We start from the raw sequence: 24,683 nt of genomic DNA, 5'->3' as shown, positions 1-24,683 counted from the left end.
TCTTTACACACATAAAAAATACCATTCTTTACAATAAGAATGGTATTTTTGTTTCCAAACAATTTTTATGAGTACACCTAATTCGAAAGATCTTATACAAGCTATTAAAGATAAAGGGAAGAACATAGAAGCAGAGATGTCGTTCTTTGACCACCTTGAGGTTTTAAGATGGCATTTAGTCCGTTCAGCAATTGCGATCTGTATCTTTGCAGGTATTGCTTTTACATTCTATGATTTCGTATTCAACGATATCATCATGGGACCAAAGAATCTAAATTTTTGGACCTATCGCATGATGTGTAAAGCAGCCGACGCTTTCAATCTGGCAGACTTTTGTGTAAAAAAAATTCCTTTTAATATCATCAATACTGAACTAGCTGGTCAATTTATGCTTCAGATAAACTCCTGTTTATTGATGGCCTTGATGATGGGTTTCCCTTATCTCCTTTTCGAAATTTGGTTATTTGTAAAACCCGCATTAACAGACGTAGAAAGACGATCTGCCCGTGGGTTTGTATTTTATGCTTCGCTATTGTTTATTTTAGGGGCACTTTTCGGATACTATATTGTTGTACCATTATCCATCAACTTTCTAGCAAATGTATCGCTGAGTGATGAAATTGTCAACCAAATTACCATTGATAATTACCTTTCGACGATTTCAACCCTAACATTGGGTTGTGGTATTGTTTTCTTACTTCCGATACTGGTATTTATTCTATCTAAAATCGGTATTATGACTCCGGAATTTATGCGAGCCAGCCGTCGTTATGCAACAGTCATTATTTTAGTGATAGCAGCGGTTATTACACCTTCGGCAGATGTTATTACCATGCTGACAGTTGCAGCACCAATGTTCCTATTATATGAAATCAGTATTATGGTTTCTGCGGATGTTAAAAGAAAAAAATTAGCACAAGAAAAATAAAATAACAATAAAAATGAGCAGCGTAAAGAAAATTGCAATTGGAAGTGACCACGCGGGTTTTGAGTACAAAACAGCTTTGGTAAGCTTTTTGAAAGAACTGGGGTATGAAGTAACAGATTTTGGGACAAATTCTCCAGACTCAGTTGACTATCCAGATTTTGCACATCCGGTTGCATCAGCAGTAGAAAATAAAGAAGTAGATGCCGGAGTTTTAATTTGTGGCAGTGCAAATGGAGTTGCTATCACAGCCAATAAGCACCAAAATATTCGTGCTGCTATTTGTTGGTTAGAAGAAATTTCCGCTTTGGCGCGTCAGCATAACGATGCAAACGTAGTGTGTATACCAGCACGTTTTATCGATCTTGAGCTTGCTAAAAAGATTGTCAATACATTTATAAACACAGCATTCGAAGGCGGACGTCACGCTAATCGGGTAGACAAAATCGCTTGTAGCTGTTAATAAATTAACATATTTTAAGATGCGGATGAGAGGTAGTCGATACTTTTCATCCGCTTTTTTTTATATATTGCGCAGATACTGAACGTACTCACATCTATCTGCAGGCAGATAGCGGCTGCGGAGCCTACTAAAAACTCAAGATAAAGCTCAAAAAACTAGGAACAGTAAAAAATAAACAATGAAAAAAATATACAACCTGCTATGGATTGCATGCTCGCTGATCAGCTGTGCTAACGCACAGGACGTTAACAGCAAATATGCGGAGGAAATCACGGTAGAATCTACGCAAAAACATCTGCGCACTTTAGCTTCTGTCGATTTTGAAGGCAGAGGAACAGGGCAAAAAGGAGGACGCCTAGCGGCGGAATATATAGCCAATGAATTTAAAAAGTATGGGCTTACTGCACCTGTCAATGGATCTTATTTCCAACCCCTGCAGCTTATTCGAAACAGCTTCAAGGTAAAGCAATTTAGTATTAATGATAGACCTTTTCAACATGGCAAAGATATTTTTGTCATTGGCAACAATGAAAACAAGTTTTTCGAGAGTAATGAAATCGTTTTTATTGGCTATGGTATTGATGATCCCAAATATTCAGATATCGCTGGCATGGATCTCCACAATAAAATCGTTATGTTGATCAATGAGCATGAACCAATGGATGAAAAGGGTAATTCATGGATTAGCAAAACAAAGACTCCATCTAATTGGTCGACAACCAGAAATAAAAAAGTTAAAGAAATCCTCAAACACAATCCTAAGATGATACTTGCTATTAATAGTCAGTTATCTCAACTTTTGGAAGATGCCGGAGACCGAGCTACAGAAGGACACTATAACTTGGCTATAGATCAACCCGCACCAGAGAGGTCGCCTATGATCCCAGTTGTCAATATTACTGATCATGCGGCCAACTATGTTTTGAATCTAGCACGAACCAACCTTGCCGCTGTAGTTTCAAAGATTAATCGATCTGGACAACCAAGTTCTTTTGTTATCCCTACTAATTTTAAAGCAGAGTTTGGCACCAATGCCACTACCCTTACTGACCCAAATATTCTTGGTTACCTGGAAGGGACAGATAAAAAAGATGAAGTCGTGGTAGTTGGAGGCCACTATGACCACGATGGAATAGATTCCAAAGGAAATATCTTCTTTGGGGCCGATGACAATGCCTCGGGCACAACAGCCGTCCTTGAGTTGGCACGTGCTTTTTCAAAAGCTAAATCTGCTGGAAATGGCCCTAGACGCAGTATTTTGTTCATCACCTATGCGGCAGAAGAAAAAGGTTTACTGGGTTCCAAATTCTATACAGAAAATCCGGTATTCCCATTGAAAAACACCGTTGCCTGCATTAATATTGATATGATTGGCCGTGTGGACGACAAACATCTCAAAGGTAATCACGATTATATCCATGCGATCGGTTCAGATAAATTGAGCTCGGAGTTATTTCAGATCAATAAAAACGAGAATGAAAAACATACGAAAATGGAGATCGACTACACCTATGACAATCCAAAAGATCCCATGCGTTTGTATTATCGTTCAGATCATTACAACTTTGCAAAAAAAGGTATACCCTCAGTCTTTTATTTTTCCGGATTGCATCCGGACTATCATACACCTGCGGACACCTATGACAAAATCAATTTTCCCTTGATGGTAAAGCGCGAGCAGCTTGCATTCTACACGACATGGCAAATTGCCAATCGGGAAAATCGTCTTGTTGTGGACACGAGTAAAGAATAAAACCGAATTATCCGATGTAAATAAAATTATCTGAACGTACAAAAAAAAGCAGGTGAACGAAGGTTTACCTGCTTTTTTTATACCGTAAAATGATCTCCAGAATAAACATTTTATCGGTAATTATTGTTAACTTTAATACAAAAAACAAGTATAATTTATGGCTTTTGTAGATTACTATAAAGTGCTTGGCATCGATAAGACAGCCTCAGCTGATGAGATCAAAAAAGCATATCGAAAACTGGCCCGTAAATACCATCCTGATGTCAACCCTAACGACAATGAGGCCAAACAACGATTTCAGGAGATTAATGAGGCTAACGAAGTATTATCCGATCCCGAAAAGCGCAAAAAATATGATCAATACGGTGAACATTGGCAACATGGAGAGGAGTATGAAAAAGCGCAACAACAATACCGGCAGTCCCAATCCACCGGTGGAAATCCATTTGGTAGTGGCGGATCTTACGAATACACTGGAAACTTTGATGATGGGCAATTCTCCGATTTCTTCGAACAGATGTTTGGCAGCAGACGTGGCGGCGGGCGCCAAAGTACATTTCGTGGACAGGACTTTAATGCTGAACTTAGCTTAACCTTACAAGAAGCTTACACGACACATCAACAGACCTTCAATATCAATGGGAAAAGTATCCGCATCACGATTCATGCCGGCGTGGAAGATGGCCAGAAAATCAAATTGAAAGGATATGGCAGTGAGGGCATCAATGGTGGACCGAAGGGAGATCTCTATATCACCATTAACATCATACCAGATGCTCGTTTTAAACGTCAGGGAAACGACTTATATACAACACTAGATATTGACCTCTATACTGCTGTTCTGGGCGGTGAAGCAACTTTAGATACGTTCGGAGGCAAAATAAAATTGAAGATTAAAGACGAGAGTCAAAATGGTGCAAAAATGCGTCTTAAGGGAAAAGGCTTTCCCTTGTATCGCAAAGAAGGTGAGTTTGGCGATCTATATGTCACATTGAATATACAAATGCCGAGCAATCTGACTGCCAAAGAAAAGGCATTGTTTCAACAATTGAGGGATTTAAAGCAATAATCTTATGGAAACAACACTGATAAAAGTCATAGATTTCTGTCAATCCAGAAAGGTTGAAATAACTTTCTTGGAAACGATGGTGGAATATGGTCTCATACACATCGTCATTCAACAGGAAGAACAATATATTAATGAAGACGATCTTCAGAAACTGGAACGCTTTTCGAATCTCTACTATGAACTTGATGTAAATCCTGCGGGAATTCAAGTGGCAAGCCATCTCTTAGAGAAAGTTGAACAGCTCCAAAATGAAATCTTGCATTTAAAGAATAAATTGAAAGCCGNNCGGCTTTCAATTTATTCTTTAGAATTCGACATCCCGCTCTGTATTCACCTTAGTTTGCCAAATAATCTCGTCTTGCAATGTGGTATACAGAATTTCATAGTCCCCTTTACAGGTGACAAAAGACCCATAAAAATCACCGGGCTTCATCACGCGGTAAACAACCAATCTTCTTTTCCCCTCAACCAAACCATAGGCTTTCATTAACATATAGCCTGTTTGATTTACCTTTTCTTCAGGAATTTTATAATCCAAATGTGAACGGCTACTGCCATCATCAGGGCATAAAATTTCTGTGCGGCTCGGGGTAAATTTATAATGATCGCGATACATTGCTACATTCGACATAACAATGTCCTTTGCCCACGCGATATCTGTAAAATCCTCTGGAACGATAAAAATAAGAGACACCATTTTCTCCTGCCAAAGTCGTCCATTAACAGGAATTACAAAATGAAGTAATTTTTGTCCTTTAAAAGTTGTCGTCGTGTAAAAATATCGCCCTTCCTTATTTTGCTCCCGTTGAAAAGAACTTAGATCAAATAAATGATTTTTCTTTCCTTTTACATTTGGCGAATTGTTAACAATTGCAAGCATATTGTAGCGATATTTTCCCTCCAAATGTCCAGAAAATAGCACGCTGTAGGCAGTGTCCGAATAACGCAAGTGGCGTAAAACCTTGCGAAAACTACGCGTAACTTTATCGGCATTGATTGGACTATTATTGCCTTGCCAATTTTTGCTCTCCATAATATCATCTCCTAAAAATACGGTGAGCTCTTTATTGAGATTAACAAAATATTCATCTCCCTCGACAGAAAAACCGTTAGGAACGACCTGATAAGATTTACATGAAGAGAGCGTCGCAAAGGCGATAATGACACAGAAGAAACGGATGATTATGGGGTGCATCATGTAATACCTGGTGTTTTATTTTGCTAGATTAAGACGAATGGGCAATGTATAGGCAACCCGTACTGGTTTACCACCTACAAGCGCCGGTTTCCATCTTTTTGCACTTTCCATAAGTTTCATCGTTGCTTCTTTGGTGCCATAACCGATATCCTTTTTAACGTTAATATGGGATAAGCTACCATCTATTTCAACAATAAAATTGACTTCAATCATACCACTGACATTATGTTCCACAGCCTGTTTTGGAAACTGAAAATTATTGCCTATCCAAATCATAAATGACTGCATTCCCCCTTCTGGAGCTGGCTTCACTTCGACCCGATCAAAAGAAATAGTATCCAATTGTTCATTGAACTGTAGGTGGCTACGCTTTGTTTGTTTAGGCGGGTAGGTCTGATGATCGAATGCTGCCACCTGCTTAACACCTGACTCAACAGCTAAAACCATTCCTTTTGCCCTGCTCGTATTAAATATCATGGTTGAAGTAAGTACAACCAGGATGATCGGTAAGATAGATACATATAGCAGCTTATATTTACCTGCGGATTTATTCTTAAATAACATCATAATTCTCTTCTTTAAAAATGAATGATTTGAAAACTCATGTGTCAGCGGTAGCTGATCTACCTGTAATGCATGAGCAACCAACATTTCTGCATATGCTACTCTATCTGTCGAACAGATTTCATCTGCGATACATTCGTGCTGGAACTTTAACTCCTTTTGAAAGAAATATAAGATAGGATTAAACCAGTTGAAGATTTTCAATAGTTCTATTAAAAGCAAATCATACGAATGCCGCTGATCCACATGAACACGCTCATGAGATTCGATAGCGCTTCTATTCTTAATCGCTTCGCCAATGAAGACCTTATCGAAAAATGAAAAACTTAAATAGTCATGCTTCTGAGCTAACGTCTTTACCAACATTATTCCTCTCCAAATAAAAAAGCCCGCGCTAAAGGCAACACCAATCCAATACACGCAAGTCAAGATGTATATCAAATAAATAGGTTGCTCTTGCGGACCACCAATGGCGATATCCATATAGGTAATCAAATCTACATGCGGAATCTCATATTCGACTATCTCTATATTTGGCAATTCGATAAAGATTCCTATAGGAGCCAATAAGGAAAACAGGGCCATTCCAATCAAATAAATTCGATTCCATTGAAAAAAAGTCAGCCTTCTAAAAATCAGTTTATAGAGTACAAAACTGATAATCAATGAAATATTGACAATCAATAAATAAATCATAATCAAAAAGTTTATAAAGGTTTTGGTTGTTATTTATTACGTTCAATTATAGACAGGATTTCATCAAGTTCCTGAACGTCTAATCTATTCTCTTCCAAAAAATAAGAAAGCATCCTTTTGGGGGAATTATCAAAATAATTGGTTAGTAATTTTCCTGTAATACCTTTCTTATATTCATCTTTTGAAATCTTAGGTAAATATTGATGGCTTTTTCCAAAAGATTCATGCGTCACAAAACCCTTCGTTTCGAGAATACGAACGATGGTCGACACTGTATTGTAGGCAGGTTTCGGTTCTGGCAATCGATCAACAATCTCTTTGACAAAGCCACGCCCCATGTCCCAGAGCTCTTTCATAATTTGCTCTTCAGCTTTCGTTAATTCTTTAAAATCTTCCATAACTTTTATAGCATAAAAAATACTGTTATAATAACACGTCATCTAAGTTAAAACTAAATATTTAGTTTTACAACTATATTTTTAGTTTTACATTTAAAACACTGATAAACAATACTTTTTATTAAAGATTCTAATTTTTTGAATTTATTCCTCGAAGTTCTTCTTGCGTGAAGCTTTCAGTTGAGCTTGTCGCTTTTTTCTGTCTAACCTTTTTAAAATACTTGAATAAGGTATTTTTGTTTTCTTTCGGGCCTTTATTGGTACAAGCGCGGACTCCAAAATGCGCCTGAAGCGATCGACTGCAATTTCTTTATTCCGAATCTGTGATCGATCGATATCACATTCCAGTTGAAATATTCCATATTTATTTATGCGATTTGCCAAAACTGTATAAATCATCGCTTTTTCTTCAACAGAAACAGCTGTGGAAACCTCGACATTCCACTGGAGCAATACTTTGGATGACACCTTGTTTACGTGTTGTCCGCCTGCTCCGCCTGATCTGGAAAACTTAAATGTTAGTTCGCCTATTACTCCTTCTAAATTCATTTTTCTTTAAATGCTTCTTCTATCTTTTCCATCTTTTTTAGCAAAAACCCCAATTTTTCCACTTGATCGCGTTGTACTTCGGCAAGTTCCTGCTCTTTACGGATAATGAGATGATCGATTTTCTCATGCAATTCCCTAATTTCGAGCTCAGCTTTTAGGTTAACCATATAATCATTTCTAGCACGTTCGCGATCTTTATCTTCCTGCCTATTTTGACTCATCATAATAACGGGAGCCTGCAACGCTGCCACACAGGACAGAATCAGGTTAAGTAAAATAAAAGGATAGGGATCAAATCCTTTATTATTTAACCAGTAGATATTGGCTATGATCCAAACGATTAAAAAAAAGATAAAGGAAATAATAAAGACCCAGCTTCCACCAAATTCAGCCACTTTATCTGCGACTTTATCCCCTAAGCTGACCGGTTCATTTGTATCCCCATCCAAACTCGCACTAATGACCTTATTTTCCTTAAAGCTATTAATTACCTGTTGATCCAGTTGACTTAACTGCCCCGACTCATCCCTTAAGAATTCGGATATATAAGCTTCTTTGAACCGTGTCAACTCTGTGGAAGCGATATATTTATCTTTGCCAAAGCTCGGATACTCTTTTTTTATCAGCTTAAAAATTGGCTGTCGAATTGAAGCCCCCAAAATACGTTGTTCAGAAGGAAATTGCTGTCCTGAAATATCACTTATAAAGTTATCCATATACCAATTAAATGTCTATTTAAAGATAGCGCTTTTTAACCAATCAAAAAATTCACAAAACTATGGCAATTGGTTTCTGTTATTTTACGCATAAATAGTCGAAATTTGCAGCACAAAATTTAGGAGTAATCATCTTCAAATTTTCGTGTGGCCATGAAATAATTGAAGAAGATAATCGTCAGATGAAATAGCAATATCGCATATATTTAGACGAAAATAGTTGGAATACTAACATGAGGTTCACGGAACCCTTTAAAATAAAATTGAACAGTGCATACTAGTGATGCCGTTAAATATACGCTCAGACATAATTACGCAGATGAAAATAGGAATTGTTTGTTATCCCACCTTTGGTGGAAGTGGTGTAGTTGCAACCGAACTCGGAAAGGCTTTGGCCGCTAATGGACATGAGATCCATTTTATTACCTATCGACAACCTGCACGACTGGATTTCTTCTCTGAAAACCTATACTACCATGAGGTAGCTGTTTCGCAATATCCGCTTTTTGACTTTCTACCCTATGAATCTGCATTAGCCAGCAAACTGGTAGATGTTGTTCGTTTCGAAAAGTTGGATTTGATCCACGTCCACTATGCAATCCCACATGCATCGGCGGCATTTATGGCAAAACAGATCTTGCTTACTACCTATGGCATTACTATTCCAGTAGTAACCACCTTACATGGCACAGATATTACGCTAGTGGGTAAGGACAAAAGTTTTAGTCCCGTTGTTACATTCTCCATCAATCAATCAGATGGCGTAACTGCAGTATCACAGAATCTTAAAGATCAGACGCTGGGATACTTTGACATCACCCGCGACATCAAGGTGATCCCAAACTTTATTGATTTGGACAGGTTCAGCAATAAAGACCGTTCACATTTCAAAAAAGCGATTGCTCCGGGCAATGAACGGATATTGGTTCATACCTCCAACTTCAGAAAGGTTAAAAATACGGAGGATGTCATTCGTATTTTTAAGAAAGTACATGATGTAATCCCTTCGAAGCTTTTAATGGTTGGAGATGGTCCCGAGCGTCGAAATGCCGAAGAGCTTTCGAGAGAACTTAATGTATGCCAAGACATACGTTTCTTGGGTAAACAAGATGCGGTGGAAGAAATACTGTCCGTATCGGATCTTTTCCTAATGCCTTCCAGCTCGGAAAGCTTTGGACTTGCAGCACTAGAGGCCATGGCCTGCCAAGTTCCGGTGATTTCTTCTAATACGGGTGGTTTACCTGAACTGAATAAAAATGGTGTCACAGGATTTCTCAGTGCGGTGGGCGATGTGGATGACATGGCAAAAAATGCAATCTATATTCTGGAAGATGGTGAGCGTCTACAGAAATTTAAAGAAGCAGCATTAAATCACGCCAAAGAATTCCAATTGTCTAATATTATGCCTCTTTATGAGCAATATTACCAAAAAGTCATTAATCAAACCATAAAACCACAATAAATATCACTTTAAGTCTTAGGGGATAAAAAAAATATTTTATCTTTGACCTTTGGAAAATTTCCAAAAAAACAATTATGAAATACAAACGTATCTTATTAAAACTTAGCGGTGAATCCTTAATGGGTGACCAAAGCTATGGTATCGATATTAACCGTGTATCGCAATACGCTAATGATATCAAAGAAATTCACGATCAAGGTTTAGAAATTGCAATTGTTATCGGTGGCGGTAATATTTACCGTGGTTTAAGCGCTGAAAAATCAGGAATGGACCGTGTTCAAGCAGACTATATGGGCATGCTTGCCACAGTCATCAACAGCATGGCACTGCAGGATGCGCTTGAGAAAGTTGGGAAAAAGACACGTTTGCTTACTGCGATCAAAATGGAGCAAATATGTGAACCTTTTATTCGTAGAAGAGCCGTTCGCCACTTGGAAAAAGGCCGTATTGTTATTTTCGGAGCTGGTACTGGAAATCCGTATTTCACAACAGATACCGCTGCATCTTTACGTGCGATCGAAATCAATGCAGATGCTGTATTGAAAGGAACACGTGTTGATGGTATTTACACTGCTGATCCGGAAAAAGATCCTAGTGCAACAAAATTTGAGGAAATATCATTCACAGAGGTTTATGAGAAAGGATTAAATGTCATGGACATGACTGCCTTTACCCTTTGTCAAGAAAACAAATTACCGATCATCGTATTTGATATGAATAAACCAGGCAATTTATTAAAACTTGCTAATGGTGAGCATGTTGGAACTGTGGTTAAATAATTAAATCTGTTAAAAACGTAATCTTATATGAACGAACTAATTTCAATTGAATTGGACGATTGTAAAGACAAGATGTCCAAAGCAGTTGCTCACACCGAATCCGAATTAACTAAAATTCGTGCCGGTAAAGCTTCTCCATCTATGTTAGATGGTATTTCAGTAGACTATTATGGTAGCGCCACTCCACTTTCACAAGTGGCAAACATCAATACAACTGATGCACGGACTATTGTCATTCAGCCTTGGGAGAAATCGCTTATCAACGCAATTGAAAAATCTATCACAGACGCTAACCTAGGCATCAACCCGCAGAACGATGGTATCGTTATTCGTCTGAATGTCCCCCCTTTAACAGAAGAAAGGAGACGTGATCTAGTTAAAAAGGTAAAAGAAGAAACTGAAAGAGGCCGTATCGGTATTCGTAACATCCGTAAGGATGTCAATGAGTCCATCAAGAAATTAAAAAATGATGGTGCTTCAGAAGATGAAATTAAAACTGCCGAGGGTGAAGTCCAAAAGTTAACTGACGCATTCATTGTAAAAGTTGATAAATTGGCTGAGCTAAAAGAAAAAGATATCATGACTGTTTAGGTATTCCTACTTCAATGGAAAAAAGGTCTGAAGGTATTCAGACCTTTTTTTGTAAGGTCATCCGACAGTATTGCCTCCACTAACTCACCAAAGACCATCCTTATCCTCTTATAAACTATTGTTTACAAATAGTTAGAATTCTAAACTCAACACATCTTTCAAAATATTCCCTGTTGCACCATTGATTTTTAAACAAATAATTGTACATTGTACACTAACAAGTAATCAATTATATGATGAACAATTCTCGCCGTCAATTTTTGAAGCAAGCTGGAATAGGTATTTCGGCAGCTTATCTGGTGCCCAACTTTATATCCTGTCAAAATAAAGCCGGTGCAATCAGCGACAATCCATTACAGAATATAGGCGTACAGCTTTATTCCATTCGTGATTTGATGGATAAAGATCCAAAAGGATCGCTAGAACAAATTGCCAAAATTGGGTACAAACACGTTGAGCTCTATGGTATCGACGCGGCGGCCAAGCAGTTTTGGAAATTGCCCTACAAAGAGCTGAAGAAAATATTAGATGACAATGGTCTAAAAACACATTCAGGTCATTACGACATGGCCAAATACCTGAGTAAAGTCCATACTGACAAAGAGGACATCGCTGTTTATTTCGATGCGGCAAAAGAACTTGGTCAAGAATATGTAATTGCTCCCGTAACACCAATGTTCGATCTTAACGCATTGAAAAAAGATGATTATCTCTATGCTGCGGAGCAGTTGAATAAAGCTGGTGAACAGGCTAAAAAATTAGGTTTAAAAGTTGCTTATCACAACCATTTCTGGGAATTTAGGGATCTAGGCAATAATACGACGGGTGAAGAGGTAATGCTTGCATTTACCGAGCCAGACCTGGTCGATTTTGAATTAGACCTTTTTTGGGCAGAAAAAGCTGGTAAAAACCCGATATCTTTGTTTGAAAAATTCCCCAACCGTTTTAAATTGTGGCATGTCAAAGATATGGATAAAACAAAATCCAATCCTATTGAGTGGCCGAAAGATGGAAAATTGCCTATCGAGCAAATTTTCAATGATATCAAGTATACCGAAGTAGGAACAGGCAGCATCAATTTCCCTGAGATTGTTAAAGAAAAGAGCAAATCAGGACTTAAATATGCCTTTGTTGAACAAGATAATATTGATATGCCCAATAAGATGGAAAGTCTTAAAAAGAGCTACGATTATGTTCAGGCAAATCTTACAAAATAAAAAAGGGAGCAATGCCCCCTTTTTTATTTTGTAAGAATGTCAACTTAGAATTCGGTATCCTCAACTTGCACAGCTGTCTCAATTACTTTTCTCGCTAACTCTTCTTTATAGTCAATAATATTATTGCCGATTACTTCATCACTTGTACCTAGAATCTGAGCGGCTAATATACCCGCATTCTTCGCTGCATTCAAAGCGACTGTAGCTACAGGAATGCCATTGGGCATCTGAAGGATAGAAAGCACAGAGTCCCATCCGTCAATTGAATTCGAAGATTTGACAGGGACACCTATGACGGGTAAATGTGTAATAGAGGCTACCATTCCTGGTAAGTGCGCGGCTCCGCCTGCCCCAGCAATAATAACTTTCAAACCACGAATTGCGGCATTTTTAGCGTAATCAAACATACGCTGAGGTGTACGGTGTGCTGAAACAATCGTTACTTCAAACTCTACACCGAGGACTTTTAGAACATCGATAGCATCCTGCATGACCGGAAGATCAGATTTACTCCCCATGATGATACCAACTTGGGCTTTATTATTTACTGACATAGTCTCTTTTAAGCTTTAACTTTTAATATTTCTTGTACTTTTCTCGCATTGGAGATTGCTTTCTCCCGATCGTCATTGATAATGCAGACATGTCCCATTTTACGGAAAGGCTTTGTATATTTCTTGCCATAAAGATGGATATATACACCTTCCATAGCAAGTACCTCTTCAACACCTTCATATTTAGCCAGCCCTTCATAGCCCGCTTCACCCAATAGATTAATCATGACTGTATTCGTCCTGCAGCGCGTATCCCCCAGAGGTAGATTAAATATGGCTCTTAAATGTTGTGCAAATTGCGACACATAATTACCCTCAATGGTCTGATGGCCACTATTGTGTGGACGGGGAGCCAATTCGTTAACTAAAATATCGCCATTTTTTGTTAGAAACATCTCTACGGCCAATATTCCGACAATTTGTAGATCTTCTGCGATTTTTTTTGCGATCATCTCGGCTCGCTGTTGTATTTCCACACCATATAAAGAAGGAGCGATCAAAAATTCAACTAAATTTGCTTGTGGATTGAATTCCATTTCCACCATTGGAAAGGTAGAAACTTCTCCTTTATCATTCCGGGCAACAATAACAGCAATTTCCTTTTCAAAATCTACCCATTCTTCAATTAAACTTGGCTCCTCAAAAGCCTCTTGAATATCCTGCTGTGTGACAATTTTCTTTACACCCTTTCCGTCATATCCGTCCCGACGTAATTTTTGGATATAAGGAAGGCTTAGTGGAGCGTTCATCATATTATCCTTATTGGATATCAATTGGAATGTAGATGTCGGAATATCATTTTGTTTAAAAAATTGCTTTTGTAAACCTTTATCCTGAATTAGACGAATGATACGTGATTGCGGATAAACGATCACTCCTTCACCTTCCAGCTTTTCCAGCGCATCTACGTTTACCTTCTCAATCTCGATCGTAATCATGTCCAAATCTTTACCGAAATTATAGACCGTTTCAAAATCGCCCAATGATCCACATTCAAATCTATTGCACAACTTGCGACAAGGAGCATTCTTATCGGGATCCAATACATGAACGTTTACATTGTAATTAATGGCTTCCTGGATTAACATTCTTCCCAGTTGTCCACCGCCAAGAATACCTAATTGCAGTTCGCCATAAAAATCTTTTGCCATAATTGATTTAAATCTTATAAATTTTATTTTTTTAAGCTTTCTCTTTGAACAGCTGTTCTCCAAGTAAGCTTTCTTTGTCTATTTTTTTTTGCAATTCAATAAAAGCTCCGATCAGCGCTTCGGGCCGAGGTGGGCACCCTTGAACATACACATCTACAGGAATAATTTTATCCACTCCTTTGACGACATGATACCCATGTTGCCAATAGGGACCACCACAATTTGAACATGACCCCATTGAAATAACATATTTGGGATCAGGCATTTGCTCATATAATTTCTTAATGCGATCAGCCATCTTGAAGGTAACGGTTCCGGCGATAATAATCACATCGGATTGCCGAGGAGAAGGTCTTGGAAAGACGCCCATCCGATCCAAATCGTAGGTAGATGCCATTGCTCCCATCATTTCTATGGCACAACAGGCAATACCGAAACTCATCGGCCACATGGACGACAGCCTTGCCCAGTTGAGTAAATCATCTAATTTGGCAACAATAACACCATCATTTTGCAATTGACTATCTAGACTCATGCTTTATTCAGGTTTTTTAAATCGCGGTTTAAAAGCTGGTTTAGGAACAGAGACGACTTCGTTTGCCGTTACTACTTCTCCAACTACTGTTTCATCTGCTACCGCTACATAATCGCGCAGCTGATATGTTTTATTATTTAAGCTCGCATAGGCGCTATCTGGGATATATACAGGAACCTTCGGTAACGACACTTTCGGCTTAACCCATTCCAAATCCCCCCTCTTCCACACAAACACCAATCCTAGAATTAAGACACCAATAAACATGCCCATTTCGATCATAGTAAACCATCCCCATCTTTCATCTGCTGCAATATATTCCGATTGTCCAAATACAGTAGCCCATGGAAAGATAAAGATAAGCTCCACATCAAAAAGTAAAAAAACGAGGGCAATAACATAGAAGCGCGGATTGAACTGAACCCAAGATGAACCAATTGGTTCCTCTCCACATTCGTACGTACCGGATTTTATGGGATTATTCTTTTTAGGAGAGATTAGACGTGCCAGGAAAATGGTCGCACAAACTAACAGCGCCCCTATCAGAAGAATGATAAGGATTTTGCCGTATTCCGATAATTGCGCGGGGTCATCCATAATGATTACAAATTTAACAAATATTTTGTTCACTCGGGTGAGGAACTTGAAATTACGAATTATTTCTTTAAAAACAGATCAGATCCAACAAAATCAAGCAGAAGTGACGCTCAATATCTATCTAATCCGACTCACCATGTAATTATACGTTCGAGCGGATGAAAGCATGATCATCCAAGAATTAAATCATAAAAAAATAGGGCACCGTAATGATACGATGCCCCTCTTATGATGTAACTATTCTCTAAAAATTACATTTTTCCCGGCATTTTGGGCATATTACGCATCAATTTAGCAGCCATTGCTGGATTAGACATCTGTTTCATGACTTTACGCATATCACCAAATTGTTTCAATAATTTATTCACTTCATTAATATCAGTACCTGATCCTTTTGCAATACGCAAACGACGTTTTTGATCAATGACATCTGGATTTTCACGTTCGAAAGGAGTCATAGAGTCGATAATTGCTTCAATAGGTTTGAATGCATTATCGTCGACTTCAATATCCTTCATTGCTTTACCGACACCAGGGATCATTCCCATAAGGTCTTTCATATTACCCATTTTCTTAATCTGTTGAATTTGGGATTTAAAATCGTTGAAATCGAATTTATTCTTACGGATTTTCTTTTGAAGCTCTGCAGCCTGTTTCTCGTCAAATTGCTGCTGCGCCCGCTCTACTAAGGACACCACATCACCCATTCCCAAAATACGCGAAGCCATACGATCAGGGTGGAATACATCCAGTGCATCCATCTTTTCACCCGTACCAATAAACTTAATAGGCTTATTCACGACAGATTTGATAGATAATGCCGCACCACCACGTGTATCTCCATCTAACTTAGTCAGGACTACTCCTGTAAAGTCTAAACGGTCATTAAATGTTTTTGCGGTATTAACTGCATCCTGCCCAGTCATTGAATCCACAACAAATAGAATCTCATCAGGCTTTGTAGCTTCTTTAACTGCAGTAATTTCTACCATTAAAGGCTCATCTATTGCCAAACGACCAGCAGTATCAATAATTACAACATTGTTCCCATTACGTTTAGCTTCCTCAACACCAGCCTTTGCAATAGCAATAGGATCGTTAGATTCACGATTCACATAAACGGGTACCCCTACTTGCTCTGCAAGTACTTCCAATTGATCGATCGCAGCGGGACGGTAAACATCACCGGCAACCAATAATGGCTTCTTATTTTTTTTATCTTTAAGATACAACGCCAACTTACCTGAAAACGTTGTTTTACCAGCACCATTTAACCCCGCAATTAAAATAATTGTTGGATTTTTCCCAGTTTCAAGCTCCGTAACAGACCCGCCCATCAAAGCAGTCAACTCATCGTTCATGATCTTTGTCAACAATTGGCCTGGCGATATACTTGTCAGTACATTTTCACCTAAAGCTTTTTGTTTAACATCGTCGGTAAAAGTTTTGGCAGTTTTATAATTCACATCGGCGTCCAACAACGCTTTGCGAATTTCTTTCATCGTTTCTGCAACGTTGATCTCGGTAATACTACCTTGTCCTTTTAATACTTTAAAGGCCCTATCTAACTTATCTTGAAGATTTGAAAACATAAAATCTGAATCTTATTCTATATAAACAGCAAAGTTAAAAAAATTGTCTATAGTAACCTCATTAACACCCCATAAAAAATGCGACTATAAAAAATAATCGCATTTTTGGCAAGATAAAGTGGCCATACCTGTATTTAATCACTTCTACGACCACCAAATAATATAGAGGCGTAATATAAAAGAGTCACCAGTGCGCTTAACGCCGCTACGACATAGGTCATCGCCGCCCATTTCAAGGCATCTTTTGCTCCCTCATGCTCTTCGCCATTATACGTTACACCCGCATGGTTTAACCATTCCAGTGCACGGTTTGATGCATCGAACTCTACAGGTAAGGTAATAAAAGAAAAAATTGTCGTAATAGCCAATGCGCCTACACCCACAGCTAAAAGCCAGGGGTTACCACCTTTGGAAAAGGCAAACAACATAACGCCGAGCATCAACACCCAAGATGTCAGTTTGGAAGCGGCATTTACCATGGGCACCATAGCCGAACGAAATCCCAACCATTTATAGGCTTTCGCATGCTGTACAGCATGACCGCATTCGTGCGCCGCCACTGCTGCAGCCGCAACACTACGACCACTGTAAACCTCGGGACTTAAATTCACGGTCTTATCTGACGGATTATAGTGATCTCCCAAACGATCTGGGATAGATAACACCTTTACATCATATATACCGTTATCATTTAACATTTTTTGCGCAATCTCAGCTCCGGACATCCCATTGTTCAATGGCATCTCAGCATATTTCTTAAATTTGTTTTTGAATCTTGTTTGGACAATTAGGCTCACCACCATTATCCCAATGAATAAAATCAAGTACATAGCTATTTAATCGTTTTTATAGTTATTATATGACTATCAAACCTTATTCCAGTTCTTGAAAAAAGGCGTTTCCATAAACTCCTAAGATAATAAAACTCTTTGATCTGACAAAAAGAACAGTTTCTTCTGATCTCCACATGACATATTTACCTCACGTCTTTAAATAAATACCATCATATCAGGTTTGAAATAACCTCCGCGCGTTCCAACAATACACGAGAAGCCGCTCTTAAAGTAGTTCTTTCGGAAATAAACCAAATCAATTGGAGGAAAAAATAATCAACGAATGCTTTTTAAAAAATTACTTTTGTAGGTTGGAATTATAGTTGTATAATTGGGCAGTAGATAGAGAAGATGGATCATAAATAAGGGCGTTAATCGCCCTTATTTATTACAAATACCCCATCTGTAATGTAAGATCAGTACCTTCGATCATCTTACGTAAATTACTTAGTGCGTAACGCATTCTTCCTAAAGCTGTATTGATACTTACTTCGGTGATTTCTGCGATATCTTTAAAACTCATATCGCAAAAGTGCCGCATAATGAGCACTTCTTTTTGATCATCGGGAAGCTTTTGAATCATTTTCTTCAGGTCTACATCGACCTGTCTTTTTAGCATCTTTGACTCAGCACTTTCATCGCTAAATTCGAGGACCTCAAAGATATCAAAACCATCAGCGTTTACAATATTTGGTGCCCGTTTTGCCTTTCTAAAAAAGTCGACAATCATATTGTGTGCTATACGAATAGCCCAAGGCAAAAATTTACCTTCTTCGTTATATTTTCCTGATTTTAATGTGTTGATGATTTTAATGAAAGTCTCCTGGAAAATATCTTCAGCAAGATATTCATCCTTTACTTTCATATATATAGAGGTATAAATTTTCGATTTATATCGATTCAACAATGCCTCTAGGCCAGACTCTTGGCCACCGACATACATTTGGATCAACTCTTGATCGCTTTTACTTTTTAAAAGTCTCATACGTCACTTACTTTTTTAGCAGTTCGCAAATAAATTATCAGTTCTGTGTTAAAATGTAAATGTTTGTCGTATAACCTATCCTTTCTTATTGTAAAACAATCAATTAATCACAAATCAAATTACAGCAAAATAAATGAGTAATCAAATTATTACATTTTATTTTAAGACTTTTTAACATTTAAAAATAAGTTTCCTTTCCACATTTCCAAAAGGACGCTCCTAAAGCAATTCCTCCTTTACAAGAGGAACTAGATATAACAGTATTACACGAGAAGCACAACAGGGTAAACAGGGCATTGTATAGTCCGGAATTAATAGGAAGCTAATAGGGACCTCATTCGAATGAATCCTTATAAGATCTGTTTAGAGTACGATTCCGATAAGTATAAAATTCCTATGATAAGTTAAGTCGAAAGGTACTTATACTGCAAACAGGACATTGAAAATAGCTTTAGGAAAAGGAATAAAAAAAGCGGAAGCACCGCATGGTACTTCCGCTTTTTTCATTCGTAGAGGAATGTCTTATTTATACAATGGGAACTCAGCCATCATTGCTTTTACTTTACCATGGATCAAATCCAGTTGAGTATCGTTAGACGCATTTTTCAATGCCTCATCGATCAATTCACCGATTTGTATAATTTCATTTTCTTTAATACCACGTGTTGTAATGGCAGCTGTACCAAAACGTACGCCTGAAGTCACAAAAGGAGAACGTGTATCGAAAGGAACCATATTTTTATTTGTTGTGATACCTGCTTTGCCCAATACAGCTTCAGCTTCTTTACCAGAAATATCTTTGTTGCGAAGATCCACCAACATCAAGTGGTTGTCTGTACCGCCAGAGATGATCTTGTAATCTCTTTCTACAAAGAATTGTGCCAATGCCGCCGCATTTTTCTTCACTTGAACGATATATTCCATATAATCATCAGATAAAGCCTCACCGTATGCGATCGCTTTCGCAGCAATGGTATGCTCCAAAGGACCACCTTGTGTACCTGGGAATACAGCCAGATCCAACAATTGCGTAATTGTACGAATTTCACCTTTAGGTGTTTTGATACCCCAAGGATTCTCAAAATCTTTACCGATCATAATCATACCACCCCGTGGACCACGAAGCGTTTTGTGTGTCGTTGTCGTAACGATATGACAATGTGGAAGTGGATCATTCAATAAACCACGCGCGATCAAACCCGCAGGGTGAGAAATATCAGCCATCACGATAGCACCAATTTCGTCTGCAACTTTACGTATACGTGCATAATCCCAATCACGAGAATACGCAGAAGCACCACAGATGATCATTTTAGGTTTTTCGCGAAGTGCTGTTTCTTCCAATTGCTCATAATCAATTAGACCAGTATCTTCTTTTACACCATAAAATAACGGTTGATAGATCTTTCCAGATAGGTTCGCTGGTGAACCGTGTGTCAAGTGACCACCATGAGATAAATCAAGGCCTAAGATTTTGTCGCCAGGTTTGATGGTCGCCAAAAAAACAGCGGCATTTGCCTGTGCACCAGAGTGAGGTTGAACATTTACCCATTCTGCGCCAAATAATTGTTTTGCACGATCAATTGCGATGGTTTCAATCTCATCCACAACTTCACAACCTCCATAGTAACGTTTTCCTGGGAGGCCCTCTGCATATTTATTTGTCAACACTGAACCAGCAGCTTCCATGACTTGTTTTGAAACAAAGTTTTCTGAAGCAATTAATTCAATACCCTCCTCTTGGCGTTTAAGCTCATCAGCTATTAAATTAAAAATGGCTTGATCTCTTTCCATTGTTTTTAAATGTTGTAAAGTAAATTTTGTAGTTTATTTTAATGCCTCAAAGATAGCATATTCCATAAAGAATCTCGACAAAAAGCCATATTTTATTAAATGTTCTTAGAAAAAAGGCCTTATTTATGCAAATTACCTAATTATCTAAGAATCCGTCTACTCCAATAATTGACCGAATAAGCAGACGAGAAACTGAATGTTTAGAAAATGTCAAAAAATCCCAGTCGAGTGTTTTGCCATCAAAAAAATGTATTTTTGTATTGGATCGGCTAAAAAATTATTATAATGAGTACAGAACATACAGCAGTTGCTCCTGTTTCGTTGACAGAAGGGGCGATCAAGGAACTGAATAAATTAAAGGATCAACAAGAAATCTCTGATGATTTTGGTTTACGCATAGGTGTCGAAGGTGGTGGTTGTTCGGGAATGAGTTATATCTTGGGCTTTGATCAAAAAAAGGATGGTGACAACGAATACGAAATCCAAGGAATTCGCATCTTTATGAACAAAGCTCATGGCTTATATCTTGCAGGAATGGAAATCGACTTTAAATCAGGGCTCGATGCACGGGGCTTCACATTCAATAATCCGAATGCAACTAGCACGTGCGGATGTGGAAGCAGCTTCTCAGCTTAACAACATTTATTTACGAATAAACTAACAAAGGGACTGCCATGGGTAGTCCCTTTGTTGTAGCAGCTATCACCATCCTGTTCGCCATTTGCCGGAAGTTAGATGCTATACAGCTCCCTTCAACTTAATGATATTACCACTACATAGCCCTCTTTCATTTTCCATCATAAATCACTAAATTAGCGACCTTTAGAAAAGAAGCATACAACAGTCTGATGTACAAAGAATATAAGCAGTTAAATTTACCCGAGATAGGTAAAGAGATTTTGACCCGTTGGGAACAGGAAAAAATATTCGAAAAAAGTATCAATAATCGTCCTAAGAGCAAGACCTATACATTTTTTGAAGGTCCGCCTTCTGCAAATGGAATGCCTGGAATTCACCACGTGATGGCACGTACGATTAAGGATATTTTCTGCCGTTACAAGACTTTGAAAGGTTACCAAGTGAAACGAAAAGGCGGCTGGGATACCCATGGTCTGCCCATTGAACTTGCCGTCGAAAAAGCTCTTGGAATCACAAAAGAGGATATCGGCAAAAAGATAACCGTAGAACAATATAATGACGCTTGTCGTAAAGAGGTAATGAAATATACCGATGTATGGAATGACCTAACCACCAAAATGGGCTATTGGGTTGACCTTGAACATCCTTATATTACTTACAAGAATGAATACATCGAAACCTTATGGTATTTATTGAAAGAACTTTACAAAAAAGGTCTTTTGTACAAGGGTTATACGATACAACCTTACTCTCCGGCAGCAGGTACGGGATTGAGTTCGCATGAACTTAACCAGCCCGGCACCTATAAAGATGTTAAAGATACCACCATCGTTGCCGAGTTTAGACTGATCAAAAGTCAGCTTCATCCAGCGATAGAAAAATTAGTTGACGACGATGCGGAGGATGTAGCATTCATTGCCTGGACGACCACGCCATGGACTTTACCGTCCAACACAGCCTTGGTTGTAGGCAAGAAAATAAATTATGTTAAAATCCGAACTTTCAATAAATATACTGGTGCTCCTGTATCTGTCGTGTTAGCGAAAGATTTGATCAGCAAACATTTTAAAGCGGAAGGAGAAAATGCATCCTTCCAAGACTATAAATTGGGCGACAAAGTAATTCCTTGGGAGCTTGCAGCAGAATTTGTAGGCGAAGAACTTGTTGGCTTGCGCTATGAGCAATTGTTGCCCTATATCACCAACGAGGACTTACAAGAAAATGCTTTCCGCGTTATTCCAGGTGATTTTGTTACCACCGAAGATGGTACTGGTATTGTCCACGCTGCTCCTACTTATGGTGCGGATGACTTTCGTGTAGCAAAAGAACATGGTGTACCGGGCATCTTGATAAAAGATGAAAATGGAAAAGAGGTACCTACTGTTGACCGTACTGGACGTTTTGTAAGTGAAATCACCGATTTTGCCGGAAGATTTGTCAAAGAGGAATATTACAGCGCTGAGGAACGTTCAAAAGAAGACTTCAAACCCACAGACGTGTTGATCTCTATCAAACTAAAAGAGGACAACAAAGCTTTCGATGTCAAAAAATATGAGCATACCTATCCACATTGTTGGCGTACAGACAAACCTGTTCTATACTATCCATTAGATAGCTGGTTTATCCGCACAACAGCAGTGAAGGAAGATTTGGTAGCATTAAATAAAACCATCAACTGGAAACCTGAAGCAACCGGTACCGGCCGCTTTGGAAACTGGTTAGAAAACCTGGTAGACTGGAACCTTTCTCGTTCGCGTTACTGGGGAACTCCACTTCCTATCTGGCGTTCAGAAGACGAAAATGAAGAAATTTGTATCGGCTCCTTACCTGAATTAAAGTCCTTATTGGAAGCTTCTCTGAACTCAGACGTCTTGTCTGACGATGAAAAAGTGAAGAATAAAGCTTACCTGGATAAATTCGACACCGAACAACTGGATCTTCACCGCCCATATGTGGACGATATTGTCCTTGTTTCTGATGCCGGACAAAAGTTATTCCGCGAACCTGATCTGATCGATGTTTGGTTTGATTCAGGTGCAATGCCTTATGCACAATGGGGATTGGATCACGAAAAACTAGCCAAAGGGGAAGAGTTTCCTTTTAAAGCTGGATTCGATCATGCATACCCGGCAGACTTTATTGCTGAAGGGGTTGATCAAACACGAGGCTGGTTCTTTACCTTACATGCGATTTCTACGATGATGTACAAATCGGTTTCCTTCAAAAACGTGGTTTCCAATGGTTTGGTATTGGATAAAAATGGAAATAAGATGTCCAAACGCCTGGGCAATGGTGTTGATCCATTCTCAACGATCGATCAATACAGCGCCGATGCAACACGCTGGTACATGATCAGTAACGCGGCACCATGGGACAACCTTAAATTCAATATGGAAGGGTTGGATGAAGTTCGTCGTAAATTCTTCGGTACTTTATATAATACCTATGCCTTTTTTGCACTGTATGCCAATATCGATAAGTTCTCCTATTCAGAACCCGATATTGCTTTGGAAAAACGTCCTGAAATTGACCGTTGGATTATCTCCTTGTTAAATTCGTTGACCAAGGAAGTAGACGAATACTTAGCGGATTACGAGCCTACAAAGGCTGCGCGCACTATTCAAAACTTTGTCGATGAACATCTCAGCAATTGGTATGTCCGTCTTTGCCGTCGTCGTTTCTGGAAAGGAGATTATACAGAAGATAAAATTTCGGCCTATCAAACACTTTATACCTGTCTTGATACGATTGCGAAACTGATGTCGCCAATATCACCTTTCTTCTCGGACAGGTTATTCCTGGATTTAAATTCAGCAACAAATAAGGATCAAGTTGAATCTGTTCACTTGGCGAATTTCCCGGTCTACAATGAAAGTCTAGTCGATAAAGATCTGGAAGAACGTATGGCTTTAGCACAGGATATCTCATCGTTGACACTTTCTTTACGGAAGAAAACTTCCATCAATGTACGTCAACCATTAAACAAAATTTTGGTTCCGGTACTTGATAGTGTTTTCCAAGTAAAGGTAGAGAAAGTAAAAGATCTGATACTTTCTGAGACCAATATTAAAGATATCGAGTTCATTACAGATACCACTGGTATTATTAAGAAAAAAATAAAACCAAATTTTAAAGCTCTTGGCTCGAAAGTTGGTAAGGATATGAAGTTAGTTTCTTCGTCTATCCAATCGTTGACTATAGATCAAATTAGCACGTTGGAATCAACAGGCGAATTAGCCCTAACAGGTACGCCATATACGATTCTACTGAGCGATGTTGAAATTATAGCTGAAGACGTTGAGGGGTGGCAGGTAGCAAATTTAGGTAAATTGACCGTAGCATTAGATATACATATTACCGAAGAATTGAAAAAAGAAGGTCTATCAAGAGAATTGATTAACCGTCTACAAAATCTAAGGAAAGAAAAGGGATTGGAAGTCACCGACAGAATTAACGTAAAGTTAACAGCTGCTTCGGAAGTGATCAATGCTGCCAACGAAAATTTATCGTATATTTGCACCGAAATTCTGGCCGATTCATTGGTATTTGAAGATTCACTAACTGAAGGAGAGACCATCGAGATCGATGGCAAAGAACTTAAGGCATTAATCCAAAAAAATTAA

At 38.5% G+C, this 24,683-nt stretch carries 23 protein-coding genes and 1 pseudogene; 11 read left to right on the top strand and 13 right to left on the bottom strand.

Translation table 11 applies throughout. From position 1 onward, the window contains the following. Positions 1–67 precede the first annotated feature (67 nt). The 5 genes and pseudogenes from tatC to B2107_RS14950 form a co-directional block, all read left to right on the top strand. Positions 68–928 (top strand): twin-arginine translocase subunit TatC, encoded by an 861-nt coding sequence (tatC, locus tag B2107_RS14970; RefSeq protein WP_293956473.1) that lies wholly within the window; start codon positions 68–70, stop codon positions 926–928. Positions 929–941: 13 nt separating this feature from the next. Then, on the top strand, positions 942–1,388 hold the full coding sequence (gene rpiB, locus B2107_RS14965; RefSeq protein ID WP_293956472.1) for a ribose 5-phosphate isomerase B: 447 nt from the start codon (positions 942–944) through the stop codon (positions 1,386–1,388). A 178-nt stretch (positions 1,389–1,566) separates the two neighbouring features. Next, on the top strand, positions 1,567–3,141 hold the full coding sequence (locus B2107_RS14960) for a M28 family peptidase (RefSeq protein ID WP_293956471.1): 1,575 nt from the start codon (positions 1,567–1,569) through the stop codon (positions 3,139–3,141). 157 nt (positions 3,142–3,298) lie between these two features. Further along, a complete protein-coding gene (locus B2107_RS14955) occupies positions 3,299–4,210 on the top strand; it encodes a J domain-containing protein (RefSeq protein ID WP_293956470.1) in 912 nt (303 codons plus the stop codon). A 4-nt stretch (positions 4,211–4,214) separates the two neighbouring features. Beyond that, positions 4,215–4,469, top strand: a pseudogene (locus B2107_RS14950) (chaperone modulator CbpM); the annotation flags it as partial. A gap of 45 nt (positions 4,470–4,514) precedes the next feature. Here the strand turns inward: B2107_RS14950 and B2107_RS14945 are convergent. The 5 genes from B2107_RS14945 to B2107_RS14925 form a co-directional block, all read right to left on the bottom strand. Next, positions 4,515–5,408 (bottom strand): hypothetical protein, encoded by an 894-nt coding sequence (locus tag B2107_RS14945; RefSeq protein WP_293956469.1) that lies wholly within the window; start codon positions 5,406–5,408, stop codon positions 4,515–4,517. A 15-nt stretch (positions 5,409–5,423) separates the two neighbouring features. Continuing rightward, entirely contained in the window at positions 5,424–6,668 is a 1,245-nt protein-coding gene (locus tag B2107_RS14940; RefSeq protein ID WP_293956468.1) for an energy transducer TonB, read from the bottom strand. Positions 6,669–6,697: 29 nt separating this feature from the next. Next, complete coding sequence (locus B2107_RS14935; protein WP_293956467.1) at positions 6,698–7,066, bottom strand: BlaI/MecI/CopY family transcriptional regulator; 369 nt, start codon at positions 7,064–7,066, stop codon at positions 6,698–6,700. A gap of 144 nt (positions 7,067–7,210) precedes the next feature. Next, positions 7,211–7,615 (bottom strand): alternative ribosome rescue aminoacyl-tRNA hydrolase ArfB, encoded by a 405-nt coding sequence (arfB, locus tag B2107_RS14930; RefSeq protein ID WP_293956466.1) that lies wholly within the window; start codon positions 7,613–7,615, stop codon positions 7,211–7,213. After that, a complete protein-coding gene (locus B2107_RS14925; protein ID WP_293956465.1) occupies positions 7,612–8,331 on the bottom strand; it encodes a DUF1003 domain-containing protein in 720 nt (239 codons plus the stop codon). Before B2107_RS14925 ends, arfB begins: the two co-directional genes overlap by 4 nt. A gap of 319 nt (positions 8,332–8,650) precedes the next feature. On the opposite strand from B2107_RS14925, the gene bshA reads away from it, so the two are divergent. From bshA to B2107_RS14905, 4 genes are all read left to right on the top strand, one after another. After that, the gene (gene bshA, locus B2107_RS14920; protein ID WP_293956464.1) at positions 8,651–9,793 is read left to right on the top strand and encodes an N-acetyl-alpha-D-glucosaminyl L-malate synthase BshA; all 1,143 of its coding nucleotides are present in this window, start codon (positions 8,651–8,653) and stop codon (positions 9,791–9,793) included. A gap of 74 nt (positions 9,794–9,867) precedes the next feature. Further along, positions 9,868–10,572, top strand: coding sequence for a UMP kinase (pyrH, locus tag B2107_RS14915; protein ID WP_075991132.1), 705 nt, complete (start codon positions 9,868–9,870; stop codon positions 10,570–10,572). A gap of 27 nt (positions 10,573–10,599) precedes the next feature. Next, positions 10,600–11,163: a ribosome recycling factor gene (gene frr, locus B2107_RS14910; RefSeq protein WP_209581773.1), complete on the top strand. Its 564-nt coding sequence runs from the start codon at positions 10,600–10,602 to the stop codon at positions 11,161–11,163. A gap of 233 nt (positions 11,164–11,396) precedes the next feature. Beyond that, on the top strand, positions 11,397–12,380 hold the full coding sequence (locus B2107_RS14905) for a sugar phosphate isomerase/epimerase family protein (protein ID WP_293956463.1): 984 nt from the start codon (positions 11,397–11,399) through the stop codon (positions 12,378–12,380). 44 nt (positions 12,381–12,424) lie between these two features. On the opposite strand, the gene purE is transcribed toward B2107_RS14905, so the two are convergent. The 8 genes from purE to glyA all read right to left on the bottom strand — a co-directional run bounded on the left by purE (position 12,425) and on the right by glyA (position 20,421). Beyond that, a complete protein-coding gene (gene purE / locus B2107_RS14900) occupies positions 12,425–12,934 on the bottom strand; it encodes a 5-(carboxyamino)imidazole ribonucleotide mutase (RefSeq protein ID WP_293956462.1) in 510 nt (169 codons plus the stop codon). A gap of 8 nt (positions 12,935–12,942) precedes the next feature. After that, a complete protein-coding gene (locus B2107_RS14895) occupies positions 12,943–14,085 on the bottom strand; it encodes a 5-(carboxyamino)imidazole ribonucleotide synthase (protein ID WP_293956461.1) in 1,143 nt (380 codons plus the stop codon). Positions 14,086–14,116: 31 nt separating this feature from the next. Then, a complete protein-coding gene (locus B2107_RS14890; protein WP_209578565.1) occupies positions 14,117–14,620 on the bottom strand; it encodes an NADH-quinone oxidoreductase subunit B in 504 nt (167 codons plus the stop codon). A gap of 3 nt (positions 14,621–14,623) precedes the next feature. Next, positions 14,624–15,217, bottom strand: coding sequence for an NADH-quinone oxidoreductase subunit A (locus B2107_RS14885; protein WP_293956460.1), 594 nt, complete (start codon positions 15,215–15,217; stop codon positions 14,624–14,626). Positions 15,218–15,468: 251 nt separating this feature from the next. Then, the gene (ffh, locus tag B2107_RS14880; RefSeq protein ID WP_293956459.1) at positions 15,469–16,809 is read right to left on the bottom strand and encodes a signal recognition particle protein; all 1,341 of its coding nucleotides are present in this window, start codon (positions 16,807–16,809) and stop codon (positions 15,469–15,471) included. Positions 16,810–16,943: 134 nt separating this feature from the next. Further along, on the bottom strand, positions 16,944–17,639 hold the full coding sequence (locus B2107_RS14875) for a zinc metallopeptidase (RefSeq protein ID WP_209578567.1): 696 nt from the start codon (positions 17,637–17,639) through the stop codon (positions 16,944–16,946). Positions 17,640–18,030: 391 nt separating this feature from the next. Then, on the bottom strand, positions 18,031–18,627 hold the full coding sequence (locus B2107_RS14870; RefSeq protein WP_293956458.1) for an RNA polymerase sigma factor: 597 nt from the start codon (positions 18,625–18,627) through the stop codon (positions 18,031–18,033). A gap of 522 nt (positions 18,628–19,149) precedes the next feature. After that, entirely contained in the window at positions 19,150–20,421 is a 1,272-nt protein-coding gene (gene glyA / locus B2107_RS14865; protein ID WP_293956457.1) for a serine hydroxymethyltransferase, read from the bottom strand. Between the two features lie 285 nt (positions 20,422–20,706). On the opposite strand from glyA, the gene B2107_RS14860 reads away from it, so the two are divergent. Continuing rightward, positions 20,707–21,057 (top strand): HesB/IscA family protein, encoded by a 351-nt coding sequence (locus tag B2107_RS14860; protein ID WP_293956456.1) that lies wholly within the window; start codon positions 20,707–20,709, stop codon positions 21,055–21,057. Between the two features lie 212 nt (positions 21,058–21,269). Then, positions 21,270–24,683 carry an isoleucine--tRNA ligase gene (ileS, locus tag B2107_RS14855; protein WP_293956455.1) on the top strand — a complete coding sequence of 1,138 codons (3,414 nt, stop codon included), beginning with the start codon at positions 21,270–21,272 and terminating at the stop codon, positions 24,681–24,683.

Source organism: Sphingobacterium sp. UBA7855 (assembly GCA_002500745.1).
In the GTDB taxonomy this organism is placed as follows: Bacteria; Bacteroidota; Bacteroidia; order Sphingobacteriales; family Sphingobacteriaceae; genus Sphingobacterium.
Note: the sequence above shows the minus strand (reverse complement) of the source record. Positions and strands in the feature narration are given on the sequence as shown.